Here is a 22,871-nt window from a genome sequence, read left to right as displayed (position 1 = left end):
GATGACGGGATCGAACCGCCGACATTCTGCTTGTAAGGCAGACGCTCTCCCAGCTGAGCTAATCACCCTTCGCTTCGGTGTGGCGCGCATTCTACGGAGCGACCCAACCTCTGGCAAGCACTTTTTTAATTAATTTTCTCAGGCCTTCCAAAGGCTTAGAGAAGGGTTGGCCTATGACCCGGCGAAGACAATAATGCCCCCCTTTGTATAAAGGAGAGACTCACCTCATGTGGTTCAAAAACCTGCTTATCTATCGCCTGACCCAAGATCTGCCTTTTGATGCCGAGGCGTTGGAAACTGCACTGGCCACCAAACTGGCGCGTCCATGTGCAAGCCAGGAGTTGACCACCTACGGTTTCGTCGCGCCCTTCGGCAAAGGCGAAGATGCACCGCTGGTACACGTCAGCGGAGACTTCCTGCTGATCGCCGCCCGTAAAGAAGAACGCATTCTGCCGGGCAGCGTCGTGCGTGACGCAGTGAAGGAAAAGGTCGAAGAGATCGAAGCCGAACAAATGCGCAAGGTCTATAAAAAGGAACGCGATCAGATCAAGGATGAAATCATCCAGGCCTTCCTGCCCCGCGCCTTTATCCGTCGCTCGTCGACCTTCGCCGCCATCGCGCCGAAACAAGGCCTGATCCTGGTGAACTCGGCCAGCCCGAAACGCGCCGAAGACCTGCTGTCCACCCTGCGTGAAGTGATCGGCTCGCTGCCGGTACGTCCGCTGACGGTGAAGATGTCCCCGACCGCGACCATGACCGAGTGGGTTACCACTCAGAAAGCTGCGGACGACTTCTTTGTGCTGGACGAGTGCGAACTGCGCGACACCCATGAAGACGGCGGCATCGTGCGTTGCAAGCGTCAGGACCTGACCAGCGAAGAAATCCAGCTGCACCTGAGCACCGGCAAAGTGGTCACTCAACTGTCGCTGGCCTGGCAGGACAAACTGTCGTTCGTGCTCGACGACAAAATGGTGGTCAAGCGCCTGAAGTTCGAAGACCTGCTGCAAGATCAGGCGGAGCAGGACGGTGGCGACGAAGCACTCGGCCAACTGGACGCCAGCTTCACCCTGATGATGCTGACCTTCGGCGACTTCCTGCCGGCACTGGTTGAAGCGTTGGGTGGTGAAGAGATGCCGCAAGGGATCTAAACCGACGCGCGGTCTAAATGTGCGAGCGGGCTTGCTCGCGAAGGCGTCATGACAAACAACATCATTGTTGAATGTCCGACCGCCTTCGCGAGCAAGCCCGCTCCCACATTGGATCTGCGCAATTTTCGAATATGAATAACAAGGATCAGGCCATGCGCGCACTCGCTGCATTGAGTCGTTTTGTCGGCAACACCTTCGCTTACTGGGTACTGATTTTCGCCATCGTGGCGTTTCTGCAGCCGGCCTGGTTCATCGGTTTGAAAGGCGCCATTGTGCCGCTGCTGGGGCTGGTGATGTTCGGCATGGGCCTGACCCTCAAGCTCGAAGACTTCGCCGAAGTCGCTCGCCATCCGTGGCGCGTGGCCCTGGGCGTGGTCGCCCATTTCGTGATCATGCCCGGCATGGCATGGTTGCTCTGCCAGGTATTCCACCTGCCGCCAGAGATTGCTGTCGGTGTGATTCTGGTCGGCTGCTGCCCGAGCGGCACCTCGTCGAACGTGATGACCTGGCTGGCTCGCGGCGACCTGGCGTTATCGGTGGCCATTGCCGCCGTCACCACCCTCCTCGCGCCATTGCTGACACCGGCGCTGATCTGGCTGCTGGCCTCGGCCTGGTTGCCGGTGTCGTTCATGGAGCTGTTCTGGTCGATCCTGCAAGTCGTGCTGTTGCCGATCGTACTTGGCGTGGTTGCCCAACGCGTGCTCGGTGATCGGGTTCGTCACGCGGTAGAAGTGTTGCCGCTGGTGTCGGTGGTGAGCATCGTAATCATCGTCACGGCCGTGGTGGCTGCCAGCCAGGCGAAGATTGCCGAATCCGGTCTGCTGATCATGGCCGTGGTGATGCTGCACAACAGCTTCGGCTACTTGCTGGGTTACTTCACCGGGCGCCTGTTCAACCTGCCGCTGGCCCAGCGCAAATCCCTGGCACTGGAAGTCGGCATGCAGAACTCCGGCCTGGGTGCGGCACTGGCCAGTGCGCACTTCTCGCCGCTGGCGGCGGTGCCGAGCGCGCTGTTCAGCGTCTGGCACAACATTTCCGGGGCGCTGCTCTCGACGTATTTCCGTCGCATGAGCGAGAAACAAGATCGGCAAATCGCTGCTCAACAGGCTGCGGACTAAGCCCAAAACTTGATCCTCGGATTAATGATGGGCACTCTATTGCGCAACGCGAGGACGACCTCGCGGCTCGATCGAGTGCTTAATCCGGGGACGACCCCATCCATCGATGGAGGTCTTCCATGTCCTGGATCATTCTGTTTTTCGCCGGCCTGTTCGAAGTCGGCTGGGCCGTTGGCCTGAAATACACCGACGGCTTCAGCCGCCCTCTCCCTACCGCATTGACCGTTGCCGCCATGGCCATCAGCCTTGGCCTGCTGGGCCTTGCCATGAAGGAATTGCCGCTGGGCACGGCCTATGCGATCTGGACCGGCGTGGGTGCGGTGGGCACGGTGATCGCCGGGATCATTCTGTTTGGTGAATCCATGGCACTGTTTCGGCTGGCCAGTGTGGCGCTGATCATTACCGGGTTGGTCGGGCTCAAGGTCAGCGCTTAGACCGCTACCGTCTTCGCGGGCAAGCCTCGCTTCTACAGGGATTGATGGTGTGTCCACAATACGTGGCACAACATAAAACCTGTGGGAGCGAGCGATGCGGCGACCCGACTTGCCCGCGATGAGGCCCGCAAAGTCACCAACTATCTGACGGCCCCACGCAAATCCCCCACCATCGCCTGCAACTTAGCTGGCTCAGCCACTTCAACGGCCACCGCCGGCCCTGCCACCAAGGTCACCCGCGACCACAACCGACGGAACAAGCCCTTGTTCGGATCGCGGCTGAAGAAACTCCCCCACAACCCCTGCAACGCCAGCGGAATCACCGGCACCGGCGTTTCTTCGAGAATCCGCGTCAGCCCGCCCTTGAATTCGTTGATCTCGCCATCAGCGGTCAACTTGCCTTCAGGGAAAATACACACCAGCTCGCCATCCTTCAGATACTGGGCAATGCGGGTGAAGGCTTTTTCGTAGATTTGAATGTCTTCCTGGCGCCCGGCAATCGGAATCGTGCCGGCCGTGCGGAAGATGAAGTTCAGCACCGGCAGGTTGTAGATTTTGTAATACATCACAAAGCGAATCGGCCGACGCACCGCGCCACCAATCAGCAACGCATCGACGAACGACACATGGTTACAAACCAGCAGTGCCGGGCCCTCATCAGGAATCAGCTCCAGGTTGCGATGCTCCACGCGGTACATGGAATGGCCGAGCAGCCAAATCATGAAGCGCATGCTGAATTCCGGGACGATTTTGAAGATGTAGGCGTTGACGCCGATGTTCAGCAGCGACACCACCAGGAACAGCTGCGGGATCGACAGTTTGGCGATGCTCAGCAAGACGATCGACACAATCGCCGACACCACCATGAACAGGGCGTTGAGGATGTTATTGGCGGCGATCACTCGGGCCCGTTCGTTCTCGACGGTGCGGGACTGGATCAGCGCATACAGCGGCACGATGTAGAAACCGCCGAAGACCCCAAGCCCGAGGATGTCGATCAACACCAGCCAGGTGTGACCGAACCCAAGGATTTCGAGCCAGCCATGGCCGGTAACGCTGTCCGGAATTCCACCGGAATGCCACCACAGCAACAGGCCAAATACCGTCAGGCCGAATGAGCCGAACGGCACCAGACCGATCTCGACTTTGCGCCCGGAGAGTTTCTCGCAGAGCATCGAACCCAGTGCGATACCGACCGAGAACACGGTAAGAATCAGCGTCACCACGGTTTCGTCGCCGTGCATCCATTCCTTGGCATACGCCGGGATTTGCGTCAGATAAATCGCCCCGACAAACCAGAACCATGAGTTGCCGACGATCGAACGCGAGACCGCAGGGGTTTGCCCCAGGCCCAGCTTCAACGTGGCCCAGGACTGGCTGAAGATATTCCAGTTCAGGCGCATTTGCGGCGATGCCGCCGCAGCTCGGGGAATGTTGCGGCTGGCCAGGTAACCGAGCACTGCGATGCCGACGATTGCCGTGGACACCACCGGCGCGTAGTTGCTGGCGGACATCATGATGCCGGCGCCAATCGTCCCGGCGAGAATTGCCAGGAAGGTGCCCATTTCCACCAACCCGTTGCCACCCACCAGTTCTTCTTCGCGCAAGGCCTGCGGCAGGATCGAGTACTTCACCGGCCCGAACAGCGCCGAGTGGGTACCCATGGCAAACAGCGCCAACAGCATCAGCGACAGGTGATCGAACATGAAACCGACCGCGCCCACCGTCATGATGACGATTTCCCCGAGCTTGATCAGACGGATCAGCGCGTCCTTGGCGAACTTCTCCCCGAACTGCCCGGCCAGCGCCGAGAACAGGAAGAACGGCAGGATAAACAGCAGCGCACACAGGTTGACCCAGATCGAACGGTCCCCCTCGATGGTCAGCTTGTACAGAATGGCGAGGATCAGCGACTGCTTGAAGATGTTGTCGTTAAAGGCCCCAAGGGACTGCGTGACAAAAAAAGGCAGGAAGCGCCGAGTGCGAAGCAAGGTGAACTGCGAGGGGTGACTCATCTTCCATGTGTCCCTGATTTTTTTGGTAAAGGGTGGCGTGGATACTGTTATTGGAATGATCGAACGTCGATCCAGGCCACACACATTACCTAATCTTGGCCGGTTATTTCTTTAATCCTGCGATACACGGCGAGACAAACAATTCGCCACGCCACGCGCCCTGCACCGTGCGTTTGGCGACAATCAGCCACATCGCCGCCAGCATGGCTACCAATACACAACCAAAGACACTGAAAAACGTCAGGTTCAAGGTGCTGGCCAGTTTCAGCGTAGTCAGGGAATAGACACCCAGCGGGAACGTGAAACCCCACCAGCCGAGGTTGAACGGGATACCGGCGCGCAAGTAACGCACGGTGATCAGCAGCGCCATCAGCATCCACCAGAACCCGAAGCCCCACAGCGTGATACCGGCGACTAACCCAAGGCCCTCAGCTATTTCACCGATCCCCGGCAGACCGTTCGCGGCAAAGATCGCCGGCGCGTCGGCGCCCAGCAGCAACATGCCCAGCGCACCTGTGCCAATCGGCCCAAGCGCCAGCCAGCTCGAGGCGGCCATGTTTTCGTGGGGCAATTTATGCAACGCCATGCGCAGCAACAGGATGGTCAGAATGCTAAACGCCACTGGCAGGGAAAAAGCCCAAAGCACGTAGCTGGTCACCAGCACCACTAACTGCGAATGAGCATCGGCGAGGTGCGGCGCCAGCAAGCCACCACTGGCAGCCGCCACTTCCGCTGCCACCACTGGCAACAGCCAGACAGCGGTCATCTGGTCGATGCTGTGCTCCTGACGAGTGAACATCATGTAGGGAATCAGTACGCCGCAGGCCAGCGACATCACCACGTCCAGCCACCACAGCACTTCGGCGACATGAATCACACCTTCGCCCCAGCGCGGCAGGCCGAACAACAGAAAGCCATTGATGATGGTCGCAAGGCCCATGGGAATGGTGCCGAAAAACATCGAAACCGTGGAATGGCCGAAAATCCGCCGCGCCTCGTCGAAGAACATGACCCAACGCGCGGCATACATAGCCGTGAACAACACAAACAGAACAATATTGAACAGCCACAGACCTTCGGCAAACCCACGCAGGCCGGGTATTGCGACGGGCAGTTGCGCGAGCGCGAGTGCCAATACCCCGGTGCCCATGGTCGCGGCGAACCAGTTCGGGGTGAATTGGCGGATGGCTTCTCTTGGGTGCTGCAGATGACTGAGCGGTTTGATACCGGGTTTAACGCTATGGGTGCAGGTCATGGTGAACTCCTGTCCTCTGATGAGGTAGGCGCTCATGGTAGATCCGAATAGAATATCGATATAACGGGTAATATCTCTAACTGTTATCTGTTTTGCAGATATAGCATCAGACGCTGCCTTCAGTCTCGATCACCAGTATCCTCGCCACGCCCTGCGGATGAGCCACATGTTCAGTGCCCACCGAGGCATAAAAAATATCGCCGACCTCCAGCAGGGTTTCCCTTTCGAGGCCTGCTTCGCGATAACGCATCTGCACCTGACCGTCGAGCACCACGAACACTTCCTGGCCATCGTTGACGTGCCATTTATACGGCTGATCGGTCCAGTGCAAACGGGTGGTGATACCGTTCATGTTGGCGATGTCCAGCGCCGCCCAGGCGCGGTCACCGGTGAAGGATTTGCTGCGGATGATTTTCATGGGTCGGTCCGTCGAAATGAATGGCGGTGCCAAGGCTAACGGTCATCTGACATCGACGCCACAGACTTTGACAGACCGCTCACGAAGCAACCCGATCAGCGCACCGAGCGACAGGATGATCAGTACCGCGCCGTAACCGTCGGTGGTCGCCACCAACCCAAAGCTGCGGGTCAGATTACCGGCCAGCAACGACGGCAAGCAGAACGCCAGATAACTGAGCACATAAAACGCCGACATCAACCCGGCCCGCTCATGAGGCAAGGCCAGCGGCACGATGCTGCGCAAGGCGCCAAGGAAACCCGTACCGAATCCGCTGCCCGCCACCAGCGTGCCGAAGAAAAACAATGGCAGGCTGGCGCTGTGGACCGCCAGCAGAATCAGCGCAACGCCTGCGGGTAGCAAGCTCGCGCCCAGCAGCAAGACCTTGTCGGCCGGCCGATTGCGCAAGGTGTAGATCATCGAGGCACCGGTCACCGTCAACACGGCCACCGTCGCACCGCCAATCAGGTTCGACGTGGAACCGGTGGCAGTCCGCACCAGGGACGGCGCCAGAGAGGCGAAAAAGCCACCAAGCGCCCATACCGCGAGGTCTATCGGCAGCACCCGCCACAACATTCGCCGCGCCTGAATCGGCACATGCAGGGTCGGGCGCAGCGAGGCCCAGGCACCCGGTTGTCGACTGACGCTTTCCGGCAGGCGCCAGACGTACAGCGCTTGCATCACAAACAGCGCGAACAACACCCAATAGGTCAATTGCAGCGGCAGGGGCGCAAACTCGGCCAATAATCCGCAACCCATAGCCCCCAGCGCCATGCCCAGCAACGGCGCAACACTGTTGACCATCGGCCCTTGCTGGCGATCGGTGTCCAGCAACGCCGCACTCAAGACCGCGGTGGCCATTCCCGTCGCAAACCCCTGAAGTACTCGCGCACCGATCAACCAGGCGACGCTGTCGGCGTTGATGAACAGCAACATCGCCAGCATATTCAGCAACACGGCGGTAAAAATCACCGGTTTGCGCCCCAGAAAATCCGACAGCGAACCGACCGTGAGCAGCGCCGCCAGCAAGCTGAGGGCGTAGACACCGAAAATCAGGGTCAGGGTCGCGGCTGAGAACTGCAGGTGCTCCTGATAGAGGTGATACAACGGGGTCGGCGCAGTGGAAGCGGCGAGAAAACTGAGTAAGGTGATCGCCAGAAACCACAGGCTGGAACGATTTGTCGCTGGAAGAGACATGAGCACACTCCGCAAAAGCTAATTTTTTGCTTTTGCGGAGTGTGCTACTGGCTTTCTCTTAAAGCAAATTCTTTGTGTTAAGGTCCATCGCATGGCTATTAAAGAAGGTTTACGCCCTGGTGGCAGAAGTGCCAGGGTTCAAGAGTCGATTCATTCGGCCGTCCGCGCGCTCCTCGAAGAGCAGGACCGCGCCTGCGTGACTGTGCCGCAGATTGCCGCACGGGCCGGAGTGACGCCGTCGACCATTTACCGGCGCTGGGGTGATCTTTCGGCACTGTTGGCCGATGTCGCTCTCGCCCGCATGCGCCCCGACAGTGAGCCGGCCAATACCGGCAGCCTGCGCGGTGACGTGCGAGCCTGGGCGGAGCAGTATCTGGACGAAATGAGTTCCGAACCCGGGCGCAACATGATGCGCGACGTGCAATCCAGTGCCACGCCGGGCTATTGCGTGACGATCATTGGCGGGCAGTTGCAGACGATTCTGGATCGCTATCCCGATCAATCACGGCCAAGTGTCGATCGGCTGATCAATATGGTGGTGGCACCGACGGTGTTTCGCATCCTGTTTGCGGCGCAGGCGCTGGAGGTTGAAGAGTTGCATCGGTTGATCGATATTGCGTTGAGTCAGTAACGCCGCCTTCGCAGGCAAGCCTCGCTCCCGAAATGACGACCAGGATCTGACGGATACACAACCTGCGACACCCCGCCACGCCACGACCTTGGTCGACACTGACTAACTCAGGCGGTCATGCGAGACTGTCTGGATCGGGCGCAGTCCCGGATGTCTTTTGTCTGGAGTTCCCATGTCGCTGTCCACCGGGCTGATCGCCACTGTCGCCCTGGCCTATATGGCCATCCTGTTCGCCATCGCCTTTTACGGCGACCGTCGCAGCACGCCGTTGCCGCCACGGGTGCGTGCCTGGGTGTACAGCCTGTCGCTGGCGGTTTATTGCACCAGCTGGACGTTCTTTGGCGCCGTGGGCCAAGCGGCCGAACAACTCTGGTCCTTCCTGCCGATCTACCTCGGGCCGATCCTGCTGCTGGTGTGCGCGCCGTGGGTCCTGCAAAAAATGGTGATGATCAGCAAGCAGGAGAACATCACCTCCATCGCCGACTTCATCGCCGCCCGTTACGGTAAATCCCAGTCCCTGGCGGTAGTCGTCGCGCTGATTTGCCTGGTCGGCGTGCTGCCCTACATCGCCTTGCAGCTCAAGGGCATCGTGCTGGGCGTGAACCTGTTGATCGGCGCCGGCGCCGACGCCATGGGCACGCGCGCGCAGGACACGGCGCTGATCGTCTCCCTGGTACTGGCGCTGTTCACCATCGTTTTCGGTACCCGCAACCTCGACGCCACGGAACACCACCGCGGCATGGTGCTGGCGATTGCCTTTGAATCGCTGGTCAAGCTGTTCGCTTTTCTCGCGGTCGGCGCGTTCGTGACCTACGGCCTGTACGACGGTTTCGACGACCTGTTCGACCAGGCCATGCTCGCACCGCGCCTGGAAGAGTACTGGAAGGAAACCATCAACTGGCCGTCCATGGTGGTGCAGACCGGTGTGGCGATGATGGCGATCATCTGCCTGCCCCGGCAGTTCCACGTGACCGTGGTGGAAAACATCGACCCCCAGGATTTACGCCTGGCCAAGTGGGTGTTCCCGACGTATCTGGCGCTGGCGGCGCTGTTTGTGGTTCCGATTGCCCTGGCCGGTCAGATGTTGCTGCCCAGTTCGGTGCTGCCGGACTCATTCGTCATCAGCCTGCCTCTGGCCCAATCTCACCCTGCCCTGGCAATGCTGGCGTTCATCGGCGGCGCTTCGGCGGCGACCGGCATGGTGATCGTCGCCAGCGTGGCGCTGTCGACCATGCTCTCCAACGACATGCTGCTGCCATGGTTGCTGCGGCGCAACAACGCTGAACGGCCATTCGAAGTGTTCCGCCAGTGGATGCTTTCGGTGCGCCGGGTGAGCATCGTGGTCATTCTGCTGCTGGCCTACGTCAGCTATCGCCTGCTGGGCTCGACCGCGAGCCTGGCGACCATCGGCCAGATAGCATTCGCCGCCGTGACCCAACTGGCCCCGGCCATGCTCGGCGCGCTGTACTGGAAACAGGCTAACCGCCGTGGCGTGTTCGCCGGGCTGGCCACCGGGACATTCCTCTGGTTCTACACCCTGGTGTTGCCGGTTGCCGCCAACAGCCTCGGCTTGCCCTTGAGCAGTTTTCCGGGCCTGGCCTGGCTGCAAAGCAATCCGCTGAACCTGCCGATCACGCCGCTGACTCAAGGCGTGGTGTTGTCCCTGGCGGGCAACTTCACCTTGTTCGCCTGGGTCTCGGTGCTGTCACGCACGCGGGTTTCGGAGCACTGGCAGGCCGGTCGTTTCATCGGCCAGGAAATCAGCCCCCGCCCCAGCGCCCGCTCGATGCTGGCGGTACAGATCGACGATTTGCTGCAACTGGCTGCCCGGTTTGTCGGCGAAGAACGGGCCCGTCAGAGCTTCATCCGTTTCGCCTACCGCCAGGGCAAAGGTTTCAACCCGAACCAGAACGCCGACGGTGAATGGATCGCCCATACCGAACGCTTGCTGGCCGGTGTACTCGGCGCCTCTTCGACTCGGGCGGTGGTAAAAGCCGCCATCGAAGGTCGGGAAATGCAACTGGAGGACGTCGTACGGATCGCCGACGAAACCTCGGAAGTGCTGCAATTCAACCGCGCCCTGCTGCAAGGCGCCATCGAGAACATCACCCAGGGCATCAGCGTGATCGACCAGTCGCTGAAACTGGTGGCCTGGAACCGGCGCTACCTGGAGCTGTTCAACTACCCCGACGGTTTGATCAGCGTCGGCCGGCCGATTGCCGACATTATTCGCTACAACGCCGAACGCGGCCTGTGTGGCCCCGGCGAAGCGGAAGTGCATGTCGCCCGCCGCTTGCACTGGATGCGTCAGGGCCGTGCCCATACCTCCGAGCGACTGTTCCCCAACGGCCGAGTGATCGAGCTGATCGGCAACCCGATGCCCGGCGGCGGTTTCGTCATGAGCTTCACCGACATCACCGCGTTCCGCGAAGCCGAGCAGGCGCTGACCGAAGCCAATGAAGGCCTTGAGCGGCGCGTCGCCGAACGGACCCACGAACTGTCGCAACTCAACCTTGCCCTGACCGAAGCCAAGGGCACCGCCGAATCGGCCAACCAGTCGAAAACCCGTTTCCTGGCCGCCGTCAGCCATGACTTGATGCAACCGCTGAACGCCGCGCGGCTGTTCTCTGCCGCCCTCTCCCATCAGGAAGAGGGTTTGTCCAGCGAAGCGCAGAAGCTGGTTCATCACCTGGACAGCTCACTGCGTTCGGCTGAAGACCTGATCAGTGATCTGCTGGATATTTCCCGTCTGGAAAGCGGCAAGATCAACCCTGATCGCAAGCCCTTCGTGCTCAATGAGTTGTTTGACACGCTGGGAGCCGAGTTCAAGGCACTGGCTCAGGAACAGGGGCTGAAATTCCGCGTCCGGGGCAGCACGCTACGGGTCGACAGCGACATCAAACTGCTGCGACGGATCTTGCAGAACTTCCTGACCAATGCCTTCCGCTACGCCAGAGGCCCCGTGCTGCTCGGCGTTCGGCGGCGCAACGGCGAGCTGTGCCTGGAGGTCTGGGACCGTGGACCGGGCATTCCGAAAGACAAACAACAGGTGATTTTCGAGGAGTTCAAACGCCTCGACAGCCACCAGACCCGGGCCGAGAAAGGCCTGGGCCTGGGACTGGCGATTGCCGATGGACTGTGCCGCGTGCTCGGTCACACTTTGCGCGTACGCTCCTGGCCGGGGCGCGGCAGTGTATTCAGTGTCAGCGTGCCATTGGCTCGGGCACAAGCCGCGGTGCCGGCCAAGGTTGCCGAACTCAATGGCCATTTGCTCGGCGGCGCGCAGGTGCTGTGCATCGATAACGAGGACAGCATCCTGATCGGCATGAACAGCCTGCTCACGCGCTGGGGTTGCCAGGTCTGGACCGCGCGCAACCGTGATGAATGCGCGACGCTGCTCAGCGACGGGATGCGCCCGCAGTTGGCGCTGGTGGATTACCACCTGGACGATGGCGAGACCGGAACCGACTTGATGGCGTGGTTGCGCACGCAGCTGGGCGAGCCGGTGCCGGGGGTGGTGATCAGCGCCGATGGACGGCCGGAGACCGTGGCCCGGGTGCATGCAGCGGGTCTGGATTACCTGGCCAAACCGGTTAAGCCGGCGGCATTGCGGGCGTTGTTGAGTCGGCATTTGCCGCTGTAGTACGGCAAGTTTGGTACACACCACTGTGGCGAGGGGGCAAGCCCCCTCGCCACAGATACCATCGAAAAAGATGGCTTATTCGGGCAACTCGGCCAAGCCATCGACATCCGTCATGGCCCGCTCCAGCAGGTCCGCCGGCAAGCTCTTGCTGGCCCGCGCGCCAAGCAATTTGAGCTGTTCGCTGCGACTGACCAGGTTGCCACGACCTTCTGTCAGCTTATTGCGGGCAGAGCTGTAGGCCTTGTCCAGTTGCTGCAAGCGATTGCCGACCTCGTCCAGATCCTGAATGAACAACACGAACTTGTCGTACAGCCACCCGGCGCGCTCGGCGATTTCCCGAGCGTTCTGGCTCTGGCGCTCTTGCTTCCACAGGCTGTCGATGACCCGCAAAGTGGCCAGCAACGTGGTCGGGCTGACGATCACGATGTTGCGGTCGAAGGCCTCTTGAAACAACGTCGGCTCTGCCTGTAACGCTGCGGAAAACGCCGCTTCGATCGGGACGAAAAGCAGGACGAAATCCAGGCTGTGCAGCCCGTCGAGCCGCTTGTAGTCCTTGCCGGCCAGGCCTTTGACATGATTGCGCAGGGACAGCACGTGCTGCTTGATGGCGATCTGGCCGATGCCATCGTCTTCGGCGGCTACATATTGCTGATAAGCCGTGAGACTGACCTTGGAATCGACCACAACCTGCTTGTCGCCAGGCAGGTAAATAATCACATCCGGCTGGAATCGCTCGCCGTCCGGCCCCTTTAGATTGACCTGGGTCTGGTACTCGCGCCCCTTCTCCAGGCCCGCGTGTTCAAGCACCCGTTCAAGAATCAGTTCACCCCAATTGCCTTGGGTTTTCTGCCCTTTCAAGGCGCGGGTGAGGTTGGTGGCTTCGTCGCTCAGGCGCAGGTTCAGTTGTTGCAGACGCTCCAGTTCCTTGGCCAGGGAAAAGCGCTCGCGGGCTTCGGCCTGATAACTTTCCTCGACGCGTTTTTCGAATGACTGAATGCGCTCCTTCAACGGATCGAGCAATTGCCCCAGACGCTGCTGACTGGTTTCGGCAAAACGCTGCTCGCGCTCGTCGAAGATCTTGCCCGCCAGCTCGGCGAATTGCGCTCGCAGTTCGTCTCGCGAGCCTTGCAGGTCGTTGAGACGCTGCTGATGGCTTTCCTGCTGCTCACGCAACTCGGCGTTGAGGGAGGCAGCCTGGGCGTCCAGGCGACGCAACTCAGCTTCTTTGCCGGCACGTTCGATGTTCCAGGCGTGGGCTGCGTCGCGCGCATCGTCGCGTTCGATCTGCAGCAATTCGACTTCACGGCGCAGGGCGGCCAGATCGGCCTGCTTGGCGGCGTTGGCCTGGCTCAAGTCAGCGACTTCATCCCGGCAGGTGTCGAGCTGGGCGTTCAAGCCATCCTGCGTCAATTGGGCCATGGCCAGGCGCTCTTCCAGCAATGCCAGTTCGGCCTGCCCTGTACTCGCCCGACGCTGAAGTTGCCAGGCCAGTACCAGCAACGGCAGTGCAGCGCCCGCCAGCCCCAGCAATGCGCTGGTCAAATCCATCGCCATAGCCACTCCTGCCGATTAGATAAAGCGTGAAGGTTAACCAAGGCGTCAGGTCTTGGACAGCTCAGTCTTCGATCAGCCCGAGTTCCTGCTGGGCGCGTCGGTCCCCGGCGCGCGCAGCCTGGCGCAACAGGTCCTGGCCGATACGGCGATCCCGGGCATTCCCGCATTCGCGGCACATCAATTGGCCGAGGCGGCTTTGCGCGGCCACTACGCCTTCACGGGCAGGTTGCTTGAGTAAACGTCCGGCGAAGTGTTTGACGTTGGGGTTTTCGCCCAGGCGCGGGCTGTCCAGTAGCCACTCGGCCACACGCATTGAAAAGCGCTTGGGTGGGTTAATGCTGGAGGATGTTGAAGCAGCGGAGACTGGTACTGAGCGAAACTTCATAAAGCACTGTGGGGCAAATCGGAAGGCGCGCACTCTACTCTTTTTTTCGCACAGGTAAAGTCGAAAAAAGCCTGCACGCCCGTCCTAGAGCAAGCGCTCGGGACAATCCACAGAAGCTGTGGATAACTCAGTGGACAACCGCCCTTGAAGTCGCGCAAAGCCGTGTGGAATGGGGCTCGCAGTCAAACTGACGATTTTTTCACCAGTAAAAAAAAGCGATGTTTTTCATTGACTTAAATTTTCGTTACAGGCACCCACCCCCGGTGAAGCGAGGATGACAGTGGGATGACAGTCCGCGCAACTAATGTGCACAAGTACCTGCGAGGCGGTTATATCGGTGCGCTTTTTCGGCGCGTTTTTCCGGTAACGCCTGGGGATAAACCCGGCAACCCGCGCCACAGATTGATCCTGGCTCGATCGCCCTCTCGGATCAACGGCCGTTTTTTGGGCTATTGCGGGGCACGTGTCGGCCGATGATATTTTCCGACAGCACTTGCGGATGTGGTCGGCCGGCACTTCAGTGTTTTTTTGCGAACAGGCTTCCCTTCGGCCATTCAATCCGTTAGTATCCGCGGCGTTAGTACCAAGCTGAAAGTCAATTCTGGTCGAACAAATCCCCCCGGTCAGCCTTCCCTGAGAGAAGCCTTCACCGACAAAGCGGGATCGACCACCTCGATGGTTTCCAGGTAAATCTTGCGTCAACACAGCCTTTGAATCGAAAGCAAAGGGTGTTGCGAAGTTCACTTACTCTGACCGAACCAACCTGCAAATTGATCAGGATCTTCACCCCGGGCCCAGAACCTTTGCCCCTGATGTGTTGCCTGCCCTCCTAAGTACCTACCTGCCAGCCCAAGCGCGCCAACTTATCAGCGCTTCAAACTGGCTGCTTTGTTCCAGTCGGGTTCTTCGTTCGACCAATGGTGGTCGTCGTCACTGGAACGTTTTAATTTTGCACGGTTCTTATCCGTGTCGCTTGTAGGAACACCCGATTATGTCTACTCAAATCCACACTCAGGATGCCATCCGCACCCTAACCAACGCTTTTGCACCAATGAACTGCCTGATCATGGCCGCTCGCAAAGGCTGCTTCAGCTTTACCCTGGTCAACGAACACGGCATCGCTCGTCACAGCGAACGCCTGTACCCCGATCAATACTCCAGCGCCGAGCCGCTGCAGGCTGTGATCGAGCGTACTCGCCAGGCACTGGTTGCCTGAGACGCCAGAAAGGCTGAAAACCTCAAAAGCCCTGCTGAAAAGCGGGGCTTTTTATTGCCCGATATTTCTCTTTTAGTCCCTATTGCCTAAGCACCAACCGATATAACGGTTATAACTCGAAGCCGGAAATATTTTAAAAACAGTCCTTTACAGCAAAATAATGACACTACACTTCAACTCAAGCGGCTTGATCCGCTTCCGGCGAGCCTGATTCGATCCACAGCTGCCAAGGCCCCCTTCAGGTATCGCCGACCACTTGATGTTTCGAGGGCGTTATGGGTATCGCTGCCAGCGAACTGTGCCGTTATGTGATCCGTCCGACATTAATCTACCTCGGACGCCATAGCGCGACTGCCGAATCCCTGCTGCTGGGCATCGCCGCCAGTCAGTCAGCCCTTGGTTCAGCCCTGCATGACCGCCGTGGACACGGCTTGTACCGAATCGCCGAACCCCGCCACCAGGCCCTCTGGGATCACTACCTGGCCCTGGACCCGGAGCGGGCGAGCCTGGTTCGCGGCCTGGCCAGCCAGCATGCTTTTCTCAGCGGACCGCACCTGGAATTGACCGTCAACCTGCGTTACGCCACAGCCATCGCCTGGCTGCTGGTAGAAGAACAGAACACTCCCCTCCCCGCCTCCGATGACCTGCTGGGAATGGCCCGAATTTGGCGCCAGACCTTCCAGCCCCAAGGTCGTTTGCGAGACTTCACCTACGCCTGGCAAACCTGTGTTTCATCGTTGAATCAGGTCGCCTGCTGATCCACCCATTTCCGAAGATCGCCCAACATGTCGCGATTTTGGTCGGATTGTCCTACAAAACCGCTCTAAATCAAGCGATACAGGCTATGGCGCCCGGACGAAAATGTTGGTAATTTTCGCTCCGGTGATCACCAGGAGTTCTAATAATGAAAAAAGTAATGCTCAAAACCACCCTTAGCCTCGCCGTTGCCTTGGCATCCACCCAGATCTTCGCCAGTGGCTTTGCCCTCAACGAACAAAGCATCAGCGGGATGGGGACAGGTTTTGCCGGGCGATCTTCTTCTGCCGACGACGCATCCACTGTTTTTGGTAACCCTGCCGGCATGTCTCGCCTCAAGCGCGAACAAGTGACCGGTGGTGTTGCATTTATCGACGCGCACGCTGACATCAGTGATGCCAGCTCCCGCCCGAATGGTGGTACCAACAAAGGTGACATGGTCCCTTTCATGGGCGTGCCCATGGGCTACTACGTAAAGCCACTCGATGACCAGTGGGCAGTCGGTTTCGGCGTCTATGCTCCATTCGGTCTGGTGACCGACTACGAGAACGGCTTCGCCGGCCGTTACTTCGGCAGTAAAAGCGAAGTCAAAATCGTGACTCTCCAGCCAACCATCAGCTACGCCTTCAACGACAAGGTGTCGATCGGTTTCGGTCCGACCATCAACCGCATTGACGGCACCCTGGAATCGAACCTGTCGCTAAACCCGCGCGCAGCGGACGGTAACGTCAAGATCAAAGGTGACGACACCGCGCTGGGGTATAACATCGGCATCTTGGTACAAGCGACCGACAGCACTCGCGTTGGCCTGACCTACCACTCGAAAGTGAAGTACAAGCTCGAAGGTGACACCAAGGTCAACTACAGCCTCCTCGGGGCTCTGGGTCAGAACCCTAACCAGAAGTACGATGCATCCCTGGACATAACGACTCCTGAATCGGTTGATATCTCGCTCACTCATCAACTGGATGACAAGTGGACCCTCTACGCGGGCAGCACCTGGACTCGCTGGAGCCGCCTGAAAGAAATCTCCGTTGAGAACAGTGGCGTTCCTGCTGCCCTGAACGGCCGTTTTGGTACCATCACCGAAGAACAGAACTGGCATGACACCTGGGCTCACGCCATCGGTGCTTCGTACCAGTTGAACAAACAATGGGTTCTGCGTACCGGTCTGTCCGTCGACCAGGCACCAACCAACAACGAAAACCGCTCCCCGCGCATTCCAACTGGTGATCGCAAGATTTTCAGCATTGGTGCAGGCTGGAGCCCGACCGACGATCTGACCATCGATGTAGCGTACTCGTACCTGCGCGAAGAGTCGGTCAAGGTCAACAACAGCAACGGCCGCCAGAGCTACAACGCCAAGTATGAAAACTGGGCGAACGGTTTCGGTGTAGGCGCGACCTACCGTTTCTGATCATTCACGGCGAACCTGAACCCCTCGCCGCCTGAATTGAAAAAGCCCCGCACTCTTGTACAGAGGCGGGGCTTTTTAGTGCGCGTCGATCAGGGCTTCGAGGCCAGGGCTTTCTCCACCGCCTCGATGAACTCGGGATTGTCGGGCTTGGTCAGGCTGGAGAAATTGGCGATCACGTTGCCTTGGCGATCGACCACGTATTTGTAGAAATTCCACTTCGGCGAACTGCTTTGCTCGGCAAGGACCTTGAACAAATGCGTGGCGTCATCGCCGCGGACTTTCTGCGGTTCGGTCATGGTGAAGGTCACGCCGTAGTTCACGTAACAGACCTTGGCAGTCTCTGCGCCATCCTTGGCCTCTTGCCTGAAGTCATTGGATGGAACACCGACCACCTCAAGCCCTTGATCCTTGTAGCGCTGATACAGCGCCTCAAGACCTTTGAACTGCGGGGCGAAGCCACAGAAGCTTGCGGTATTGACCACCACCAACGGTTTGCCGGCGAAGCGCTGGCACAAATCGATGGATTCCTTGGCGCGCAGCTTCGGCAATGAGCCTTGCAACAGCTCCGGGCATTCTGCTGCCTGAGCCAGCCCGGAAAAAACCATCATCAACGCAGGAACTGCAAGCCAGCGCATCGGCATGTCGGTGCATCCTTGAACAATCGTCAGAACGCGAAACTACTCGCCTTCGCCGCTCGCTAGCAAGCAGCTCGCTAGCAAGCCCCCATGCCCAGCTGCATCAATGCCAGCCCACCCCGATGCCAGCCCCACCAAACCAGGGCCAGCAGCAATACGCCGACGGCGATGGCTGCCATCCGCGGCCAAAGACTGTTCATGCGGCACTCACTTGGGTTTGCAGGCGCGCCACCGGCTGCTCGCGCACTGGCCAGTTCAGGGCTGCGGCCATCAGACTCAAGAGAATCGCCACCTGCCAGATCAAGTCGTAGCTCCCGGTTCGGTCATACACCACCCCACCCAACCAGCCGCCGAGGAACGAGCCCAGCTGGTGGAACAGGAAAACAATCCCACCCAGCATGGACAGATTTCGGACACCGAACAAGGTTGCCACCGTGCCGTTGGTCAAGGGCACCGTCGACAACCAGAGAAAGCCCATGGCCATGCCGAACAAATAGGCCGTGACCTGAGTGACCGGCGCCCAGAGGAACAGCGCAATCACCACCGCCCGCAACAGATACAAACCGGTGAGCAAACGCGGCTTGGACATCCGCCCTCCAAGCCAGCCGGCGGTATAGGTACCGAAGATATTGAACAGCCCGATCAGCGCCAATACCGTGGTGCCGACGGAGGCTGGCAGGTGTTGATCCACCAGGTACGCTGGCAGGTGCACACCGATGAACACCACTTGAAAACCGCAGACAAAAAAGCCGAACGCCAACAACCAGAACCCTGAATGGGAGCAGGCTTCGTGTAGCGCTTCAGAGAGGGTTTGCTCATGCCCGAGCACCGGCAACGGCTTGTCTTTAAGCATGCTCACCAGCGGCACGATCAGCGCCACCAGCAGCCCCAGCACCAGCAATGCCGCAGACCAGCCCAGCCAGCCGATCAGCCCCAGTGTGCCGGGCAACATGGCGAATTGACCAAAGGAACCGGCAGCACTGGCGATCCCCATGCCCATGCTGCGTTTTTCCGGTGGTACGGCACGGCCGACCACGCCGAGGATCACCGAGAACGAGGTGCCGGACAGGCCGATACCGATCAACAACCCGGCGCTCAAGGACAAAGTCACCGCCGAATCGGACAACCCCATGAACATCAGGCCCAGGGCGTACAGAACACCACCGATCAACACCACCTTTGCGGCGCCAAAGCGGTCGGCCAATGCGCCGGTGAATGGCTGCGCCAGGCCCCAGATCAGGTTCTGCAGGGCAATGGCGAAGGCAAACACTTCGCGGCCCCAGCCGAATTCGGCACTCATCGGCGCCAGAAACAACCCGAAGCCGTGTCGCACCCCCAGAGACAACGCCAGAATCAGCGCACTGCCCAACAGCACCCAACCGCACGTACGCCACATCGATGTCATTGTTGTTCTCCGGTAGCGGGTATATACCCGCTTAAGATCGAAAAAACTGGCCTCAAGCCAGTTCGTCCAGCAGTTTCAGCAAGGTTTCACGCTTCTCGGCACCCAGACGGTCGATCAACCGCTGTTGCGCCGCTTCCCAGGCCGGCAAGGCCGCTGCCAGACGTTCGCGCCCTGTCTCGGTGAGCAGGACGATGCGATTGCGCATGTCTTCGCCCTCGACCAGCGTCACCAGACCTTCACCTTCCAGCACCCGTAGATTGCGCCCCAGGGTGCTGCGATCCAGGCCCATGGCCTCGGCCAGTGTCGAGATGCTCGGCTGATCCAGACGCTGCAGGTTGCACAGCAGAGAATACTGGGCAACGTTGATCCCGAAGCCGTCGAGCGCGCCGTCGTAATGCCTGCTGACGCCACGAGCGGCGCGACGCAGGTTAGTGCACAAACATTGAGAAGGAAGCATGGTGCGTGTATATACCCGCGGTTAAATGAAAGCAAATATTTCGACGCATTTCACCTGTAGCAGCTGGCGAAGCCTGCGTTCGGCTGCGCAGCAGTCGTAAAATCAGAACTTGCGGTGCATCAGGCAGACCGCCTCAGCCGAACTCGCGACTGCTTCGCAGCCGAACGCAGCCTCGCGAGCTCGGCAGCTGCTACAAAGAGTGTGCTAAAGCCTCGCCTCTACGAAAATTCAGAGCAGTGCCAATCCCACCAGCAACGCCACTTCCAGCAACTCCAGCAACGCTCCGGCAGTGTCGCCAGTCGTCCCGCCCAATCGCCGCATCATGACTTGCCGCAACCAGACAAACACCACCGCTGCCAGCGCAAGCGCCCACACACCGCTGAGGCCCGCGATCAACACACAGGCCACCGCACCGATCACCAACACCTGTTTCCCGGCCAAACGCGGCAGATGATCGGCCAGCGCCTGCCCCAATCCACCGCGACGCACGTAAGGTGTGGTCAGGAATAATCCCAACAGCGCGCTGCGAGCAATCAGTGGAACGATGATCAACACCACGCTGTGCTGCTGCTCGATCAACGCCAGCAACGCAGCGAACTTGAGCAGCAACACCAGCACCAGCGTCACCACCGCGATCGGCCCACTGCGCGGGTCTTTCATGATCGTGAGAGTGCGCTCACGGTCGCCATAACCGCCGAGCCACGCATCGGCGCTATCGGCCAGGCCATCCAAGTGCAACGCGCCACTGAGCAACACCCACACGGTCAGCAGCAACGCCGCGTGAAGCAACACTGGCGCACCCTGCAACAGCCCGTTCAACGCCCACAGAATGGCACCGAACAGCACGCCGACCAGCGGATAAAACAGCAGCGACCGGCCCAACTCCTCGGGCGTCGGCATGCCCGGCAGGCGAATCGGCAGGCTGCTCAGAAATTGCAGGGCGATCCAGAACGGCAACATGATCAGATCGCTTCCCTTAACAAGGCGCCGGATTCAACCGTCAACGAGAACAACGCGCCATGGCCAACCTCAACGTTGAGCAGCTGCTCACGCGGCAATCCGCGCGCTTGCGCCAGCAACAATCGCATGACGCCGCCATGGCTGACCAGCAGGACCCGCTCACCCGCATAGGCCGCGTGCAACCGCTCAATGGCCGCCAACACCCGCGTCGAAAAGTCGGCAACCGGCTCACCATCAGGCGGCGTAAACGAATAGGGATCGGCCCAGAACAAGCCCAATGCCTCGGCACTGGTTTCCATCAGTGCCGCGGCGCTCTGCCCTTCCCAGGCGCCGAAGTGCAGCTCTTGCAGATCCTTTTCCAGCTGCACCGGCAACCCCAGTTGCGCCCCAAGCTCTTCAGCAAAGCGTGCGCAACGCTGCAACGGCGAGCTGACCAAGCGATCCCAAGGGCCCTGCTCGACCACCGCAGCGCGCATCTGCTCCCAGCCCTTGCCGGTCAGCGCGTCATCGAGACTGCCGCGCAGGCCGCCACCGAGTTCGGTTTCGCCATGACGCAACAGGTCCAGGTGCAAGGTCATGCCGGGCGATCCGCCACTGCGGCTTCGGCGAATGTTGCCATCTGCCCGTGCAGGTCGCAGGCCAGGCGCAGCAATGGCACGGCCAACGCTGCACCACTGCCCTCGCCCAACCGCAGACCGAGGTCCAGCAACGGTTCGGCGTTCAGGGTTTCCAGCACGTGGCGATGACCTGGCTCGGCACCACGATGACCGAACAGCAACCACTCACGACAGGCCGGATTCAGACGCACCGCCACCAGCGCGGCGACGCTGCAAATAAACCCGTCGACCAACACCGCGACACCTTCCTGAGCACAAGCCAGGTACGCGCCGACCAGCGCAGCGATTTCGAAACCGCCGAGGTTGAACAAGGTTTGCAGCGCATCGTCACGCTGAGCACCATGCAACGCCAAGGCGCGCTCGATAACCAGGGCTTTGTGGCTGACACCCGCCGCGTTCAATCCGGTGCCCGGCCCGACCAGGTGCACCACCGGGCAATCGAGCAAAGCACAAGCCAAGGCGCTGGCCGCCGTGGTGTTGCCGATGCCCATTTCGCCACCGATGAACAACTGCGCGCCTGCTGCGATGGCGCGCTGCACACTGTCGCGACCGGCCTGCAAAGCCAGTTCACCCTGGGCCTGAGTCATCGCCGGGCCCTGGACGAAATTCGCCGTGCCCGGGCCGATGTTCAGGTGACGCACACCCGGCAGATTCAACGACGGCGTAACGGTGCCGAGGTCGACCACTTCAAGGGACGCCCCCAACTGCCGCGCCAACACGCTGATCGCCGCACCGCCGCTGACGAAGTTGTGCAGCATCTGCCCGGTGACTTCCTGCGGAAACGCCGACACCCCTTCGGCGACCACGCCATGGTCACCGGCGAAAATCGCGATCCACAGCTGATCGAGGGTCGGCTTGACCTGCCCCTGCAACCCGGCCAGTTGCACCGCCACCGCTTCGAGCTGGCCGAGGGAACCGGCGGGCTTGGTCAATTGCTGCTGACGTGCCTGCGCCAGTTCGACCACTTGCGTATCGATTGGCTTGCACGGGTTCAGCCACCAGGTGTGAGTCATAACGCAGTTCCTTTCAAAGTCAGGGGCAGGCCGGCGACGGTCAGGACGACACGTTGGCAGCGCTCGGCCAAGGCTTGATGCAGCCAACCGGCTTCATCGACATAGCGGCGAGTCAATTCGCCCAGCGGGACGACACCCATTCCGGTCTCGTTGCTGACAAAAATGATTTCACCCGGCAACGACGCCAGGCAGTCCAGCAGGGCTTCGCGCTCGGCCGACAGTCGCTCGGCGTCGTCGAGCATCAGCAGATTGGTCAGCCACAGCGTCAGGCAATCCACCAGCAGGCAACGATCGGCATTGGCGCTTTCGCGCAGTACGCGGGCCAGCTCCAGCGGTTCCTCGATCAACGCCCATTCGGCCGGACGACGGGCACGGTGATGGGCCACCCGCTCGTTCATTTCACCGTCCAGGGGTTGGCTGGTGGCGATGTAAGTGACGTGGAGCTGACTGTCAGTCGCCAGCTTTTCAGCCAGACGACTTTTGCCGGAGCGGGCGCCGCCGAGGATCAGTTGCAGCATGGTTCATTCCTTAAAATCTTCGATGAGGCCAGTGCAGCCA

General features: G+C 60.0%; 22 protein-coding genes. 8 read left to right on the top strand and 14 right to left on the bottom strand.

What is annotated here, in order from left to right; genetic code table 11:
* Positions 1–227: 227 nt before the first annotated feature.
* The 3 genes from rdgC (at position 228) to sugE (ending at position 2,700) form a co-directional block, all read left to right on the top strand.
* The gene (gene rdgC / locus AC1RL4_RS25480) at positions 228–1,148 is read left to right on the top strand and encodes a recombination-associated protein RdgC (RefSeq protein ID WP_019579659.1); all 921 of its coding nucleotides are present in this window, start codon (positions 228–230) and stop codon (positions 1,146–1,148) included.
* A gap of 152 nt (positions 1,149–1,300) precedes the next feature.
* Positions 1,301–2,266, top strand: a complete 966-nt coding sequence (locus AC1RL4_RS25475) for a bile acid:sodium symporter family protein (protein ID WP_096479748.1) — start codon at positions 1,301–1,303, stop codon at positions 2,264–2,266.
* A 119-nt stretch (positions 2,267–2,385) separates the two neighbouring features.
* On the top strand, positions 2,386–2,700 hold the full coding sequence (gene sugE, locus AC1RL4_RS25470) for a quaternary ammonium compound efflux SMR transporter SugE (RefSeq protein ID WP_018925158.1): 315 nt from the start codon (positions 2,386–2,388) through the stop codon (positions 2,698–2,700).
* Between the two features lie 140 nt (positions 2,701–2,840).
* Here the strand turns inward: sugE and AC1RL4_RS25465 are convergent, their stop codons facing one another.
* The 4 genes from AC1RL4_RS25465 to AC1RL4_RS25450 all read right to left on the bottom strand — a co-directional run bounded on the left by AC1RL4_RS25465 (position 2,841) and on the right by AC1RL4_RS25450 (position 7,624).
* Positions 2,841–4,715 carry an MFS transporter gene (locus AC1RL4_RS25465; RefSeq protein WP_096479747.1) on the bottom strand — a complete coding sequence of 625 codons (1,875 nt, stop codon included), beginning with the start codon at positions 4,713–4,715 and terminating at the stop codon, positions 2,841–2,843.
* Positions 4,716–4,818: 103 nt separating this feature from the next.
* Positions 4,819–5,970, bottom strand: coding sequence for a TDT family transporter (locus AC1RL4_RS25460; protein WP_028940032.1), 1,152 nt, complete (start codon positions 5,968–5,970; stop codon positions 4,819–4,821).
* 106 nt (positions 5,971–6,076) lie between these two features.
* Positions 6,077–6,388, bottom strand: a complete 312-nt coding sequence (locus AC1RL4_RS25455) for a cupin domain-containing protein (RefSeq protein ID WP_019579656.1) — start codon at positions 6,386–6,388, stop codon at positions 6,077–6,079.
* A 42-nt stretch (positions 6,389–6,430) separates the two neighbouring features.
* A complete protein-coding gene (locus tag AC1RL4_RS25450; RefSeq protein WP_096479746.1) occupies positions 6,431–7,624 on the bottom strand; it encodes an MFS transporter in 1,194 nt (397 codons plus the stop codon).
* 91 nt (positions 7,625–7,715) lie between these two features.
* On the opposite strand from AC1RL4_RS25450, the gene AC1RL4_RS25445 reads away from it, so the two are divergent.
* Both AC1RL4_RS25445 and AC1RL4_RS25440 read left to right on the top strand, forming a co-directional pair.
* Entirely contained in the window at positions 7,716–8,255 is a 540-nt protein-coding gene (locus AC1RL4_RS25445; RefSeq protein WP_086945823.1) for a TetR/AcrR family transcriptional regulator, read from the top strand.
* 172 nt (positions 8,256–8,427) lie between these two features.
* Positions 8,428–11,898, top strand: coding sequence for a hybrid sensor histidine kinase/response regulator (locus AC1RL4_RS25440; RefSeq protein WP_028940030.1), 3,471 nt, complete (start codon positions 8,428–8,430; stop codon positions 11,896–11,898).
* Positions 11,899–11,973: 75 nt separating this feature from the next.
* Here AC1RL4_RS25440 and AC1RL4_RS25435 read toward each other — a convergent pair whose 3' ends face one another.
* Positions 11,974–13,338 (bottom strand): DNA recombination protein RmuC, encoded by a 1,365-nt coding sequence (locus AC1RL4_RS25435; RefSeq protein ID WP_169342498.1) that lies wholly within the window; start codon positions 13,336–13,338, stop codon positions 11,974–11,976.
* A gap of 175 nt (positions 13,339–13,513) precedes the next feature.
* Complete coding sequence (locus tag AC1RL4_RS25430) at positions 13,514–13,837, bottom strand: SEL1-like repeat protein (RefSeq protein ID WP_081625697.1); 324 nt, start codon at positions 13,835–13,837, stop codon at positions 13,514–13,516.
* Positions 13,838–14,828: 991 nt separating this feature from the next.
* On the opposite strand from AC1RL4_RS25430, the gene AC1RL4_RS25425 reads away from it, so the two are divergent.
* The 3 genes from AC1RL4_RS25425 (at position 14,829) to AC1RL4_RS25415 (ending at position 17,226) form a co-directional block, all read left to right on the top strand.
* The gene (locus AC1RL4_RS25425) at positions 14,829–15,053 is read left to right on the top strand and encodes a hypothetical protein (protein WP_007898912.1); all 225 of its coding nucleotides are present in this window, start codon (positions 14,829–14,831) and stop codon (positions 15,051–15,053) included.
* Positions 15,054–15,328: 275 nt separating this feature from the next.
* Positions 15,329–15,811 carry a hypothetical protein gene (locus tag AC1RL4_RS25420; RefSeq protein ID WP_007936111.1) on the top strand — a complete coding sequence of 161 codons (483 nt, stop codon included), beginning with the start codon at positions 15,329–15,331 and terminating at the stop codon, positions 15,809–15,811.
* Between the two features lie 146 nt (positions 15,812–15,957).
* A complete protein-coding gene (locus tag AC1RL4_RS25415) occupies positions 15,958–17,226 on the top strand; it encodes an OmpP1/FadL family transporter (RefSeq protein ID WP_028940029.1) in 1,269 nt (422 codons plus the stop codon).
* 89 nt (positions 17,227–17,315) lie between these two features.
* Here AC1RL4_RS25415 and AC1RL4_RS25410 read toward each other — a convergent pair whose 3' ends face one another.
* The 8 genes from AC1RL4_RS25410 to cobU form a co-directional block, all read right to left on the bottom strand.
* A complete protein-coding gene (locus AC1RL4_RS25410; RefSeq protein ID WP_096479743.1) occupies positions 17,316–17,867 on the bottom strand; it encodes a glutathione peroxidase in 552 nt (183 codons plus the stop codon).
* Between the two features lie 71 nt (positions 17,868–17,938).
* Entirely contained in the window at positions 17,939–18,061 is a 123-nt protein-coding gene (locus tag AC1RL4_RS25405) for a hypothetical protein (protein WP_019579648.1), read from the bottom strand.
* Positions 18,058–19,266 (bottom strand): MFS transporter, encoded by a 1,209-nt coding sequence (locus AC1RL4_RS25400; protein ID WP_019579647.1) that lies wholly within the window; start codon positions 19,264–19,266, stop codon positions 18,058–18,060. Before AC1RL4_RS25400 ends, AC1RL4_RS25405 begins: the two co-directional genes overlap by 4 nt.
* Before the next feature lie 52 nt (positions 19,267–19,318).
* On the bottom strand, positions 19,319–19,723 hold the full coding sequence (locus tag AC1RL4_RS25395; protein WP_007898923.1) for a MarR family winged helix-turn-helix transcriptional regulator: 405 nt from the start codon (positions 19,721–19,723) through the stop codon (positions 19,319–19,321).
* Positions 19,724–19,951: 228 nt separating this feature from the next.
* A complete protein-coding gene (locus AC1RL4_RS25390; protein WP_019579646.1) occupies positions 19,952–20,683 on the bottom strand; it encodes an adenosylcobinamide-GDP ribazoletransferase in 732 nt (243 codons plus the stop codon).
* A 2-nt stretch (positions 20,684–20,685) separates the two neighbouring features.
* Positions 20,686–21,261, bottom strand: a complete 576-nt coding sequence (gene cobC, locus AC1RL4_RS25385; protein ID WP_019579645.1) for an alpha-ribazole phosphatase family protein — start codon at positions 21,259–21,261, stop codon at positions 20,686–20,688.
* The gene (gene cobT / locus AC1RL4_RS25380) at positions 21,258–22,313 is read right to left on the bottom strand and encodes a nicotinate-nucleotide--dimethylbenzimidazole phosphoribosyltransferase (RefSeq protein ID WP_230174782.1); all 1,056 of its coding nucleotides are present in this window, start codon (positions 22,311–22,313) and stop codon (positions 21,258–21,260) included. Before cobT ends, cobC begins: the two co-directional genes overlap by 4 nt.
* A complete protein-coding gene (gene cobU, locus AC1RL4_RS25375; RefSeq protein WP_096479742.1) occupies positions 22,310–22,831 on the bottom strand; it encodes a bifunctional adenosylcobinamide kinase/adenosylcobinamide-phosphate guanylyltransferase in 522 nt (173 codons plus the stop codon). Before cobU ends, cobT begins: the two co-directional genes overlap by 4 nt.
* Positions 22,832–22,871 lie beyond the last annotated feature (40 nt).

It is taken from the genome of Pseudomonas sp. GW822-FHT07A10, from assembly GCF_058798795.1.
The sequence above is the reverse complement of the archived record's forward strand: the minus strand, read 5'-3'. Positions and strand labels throughout refer to the sequence as shown.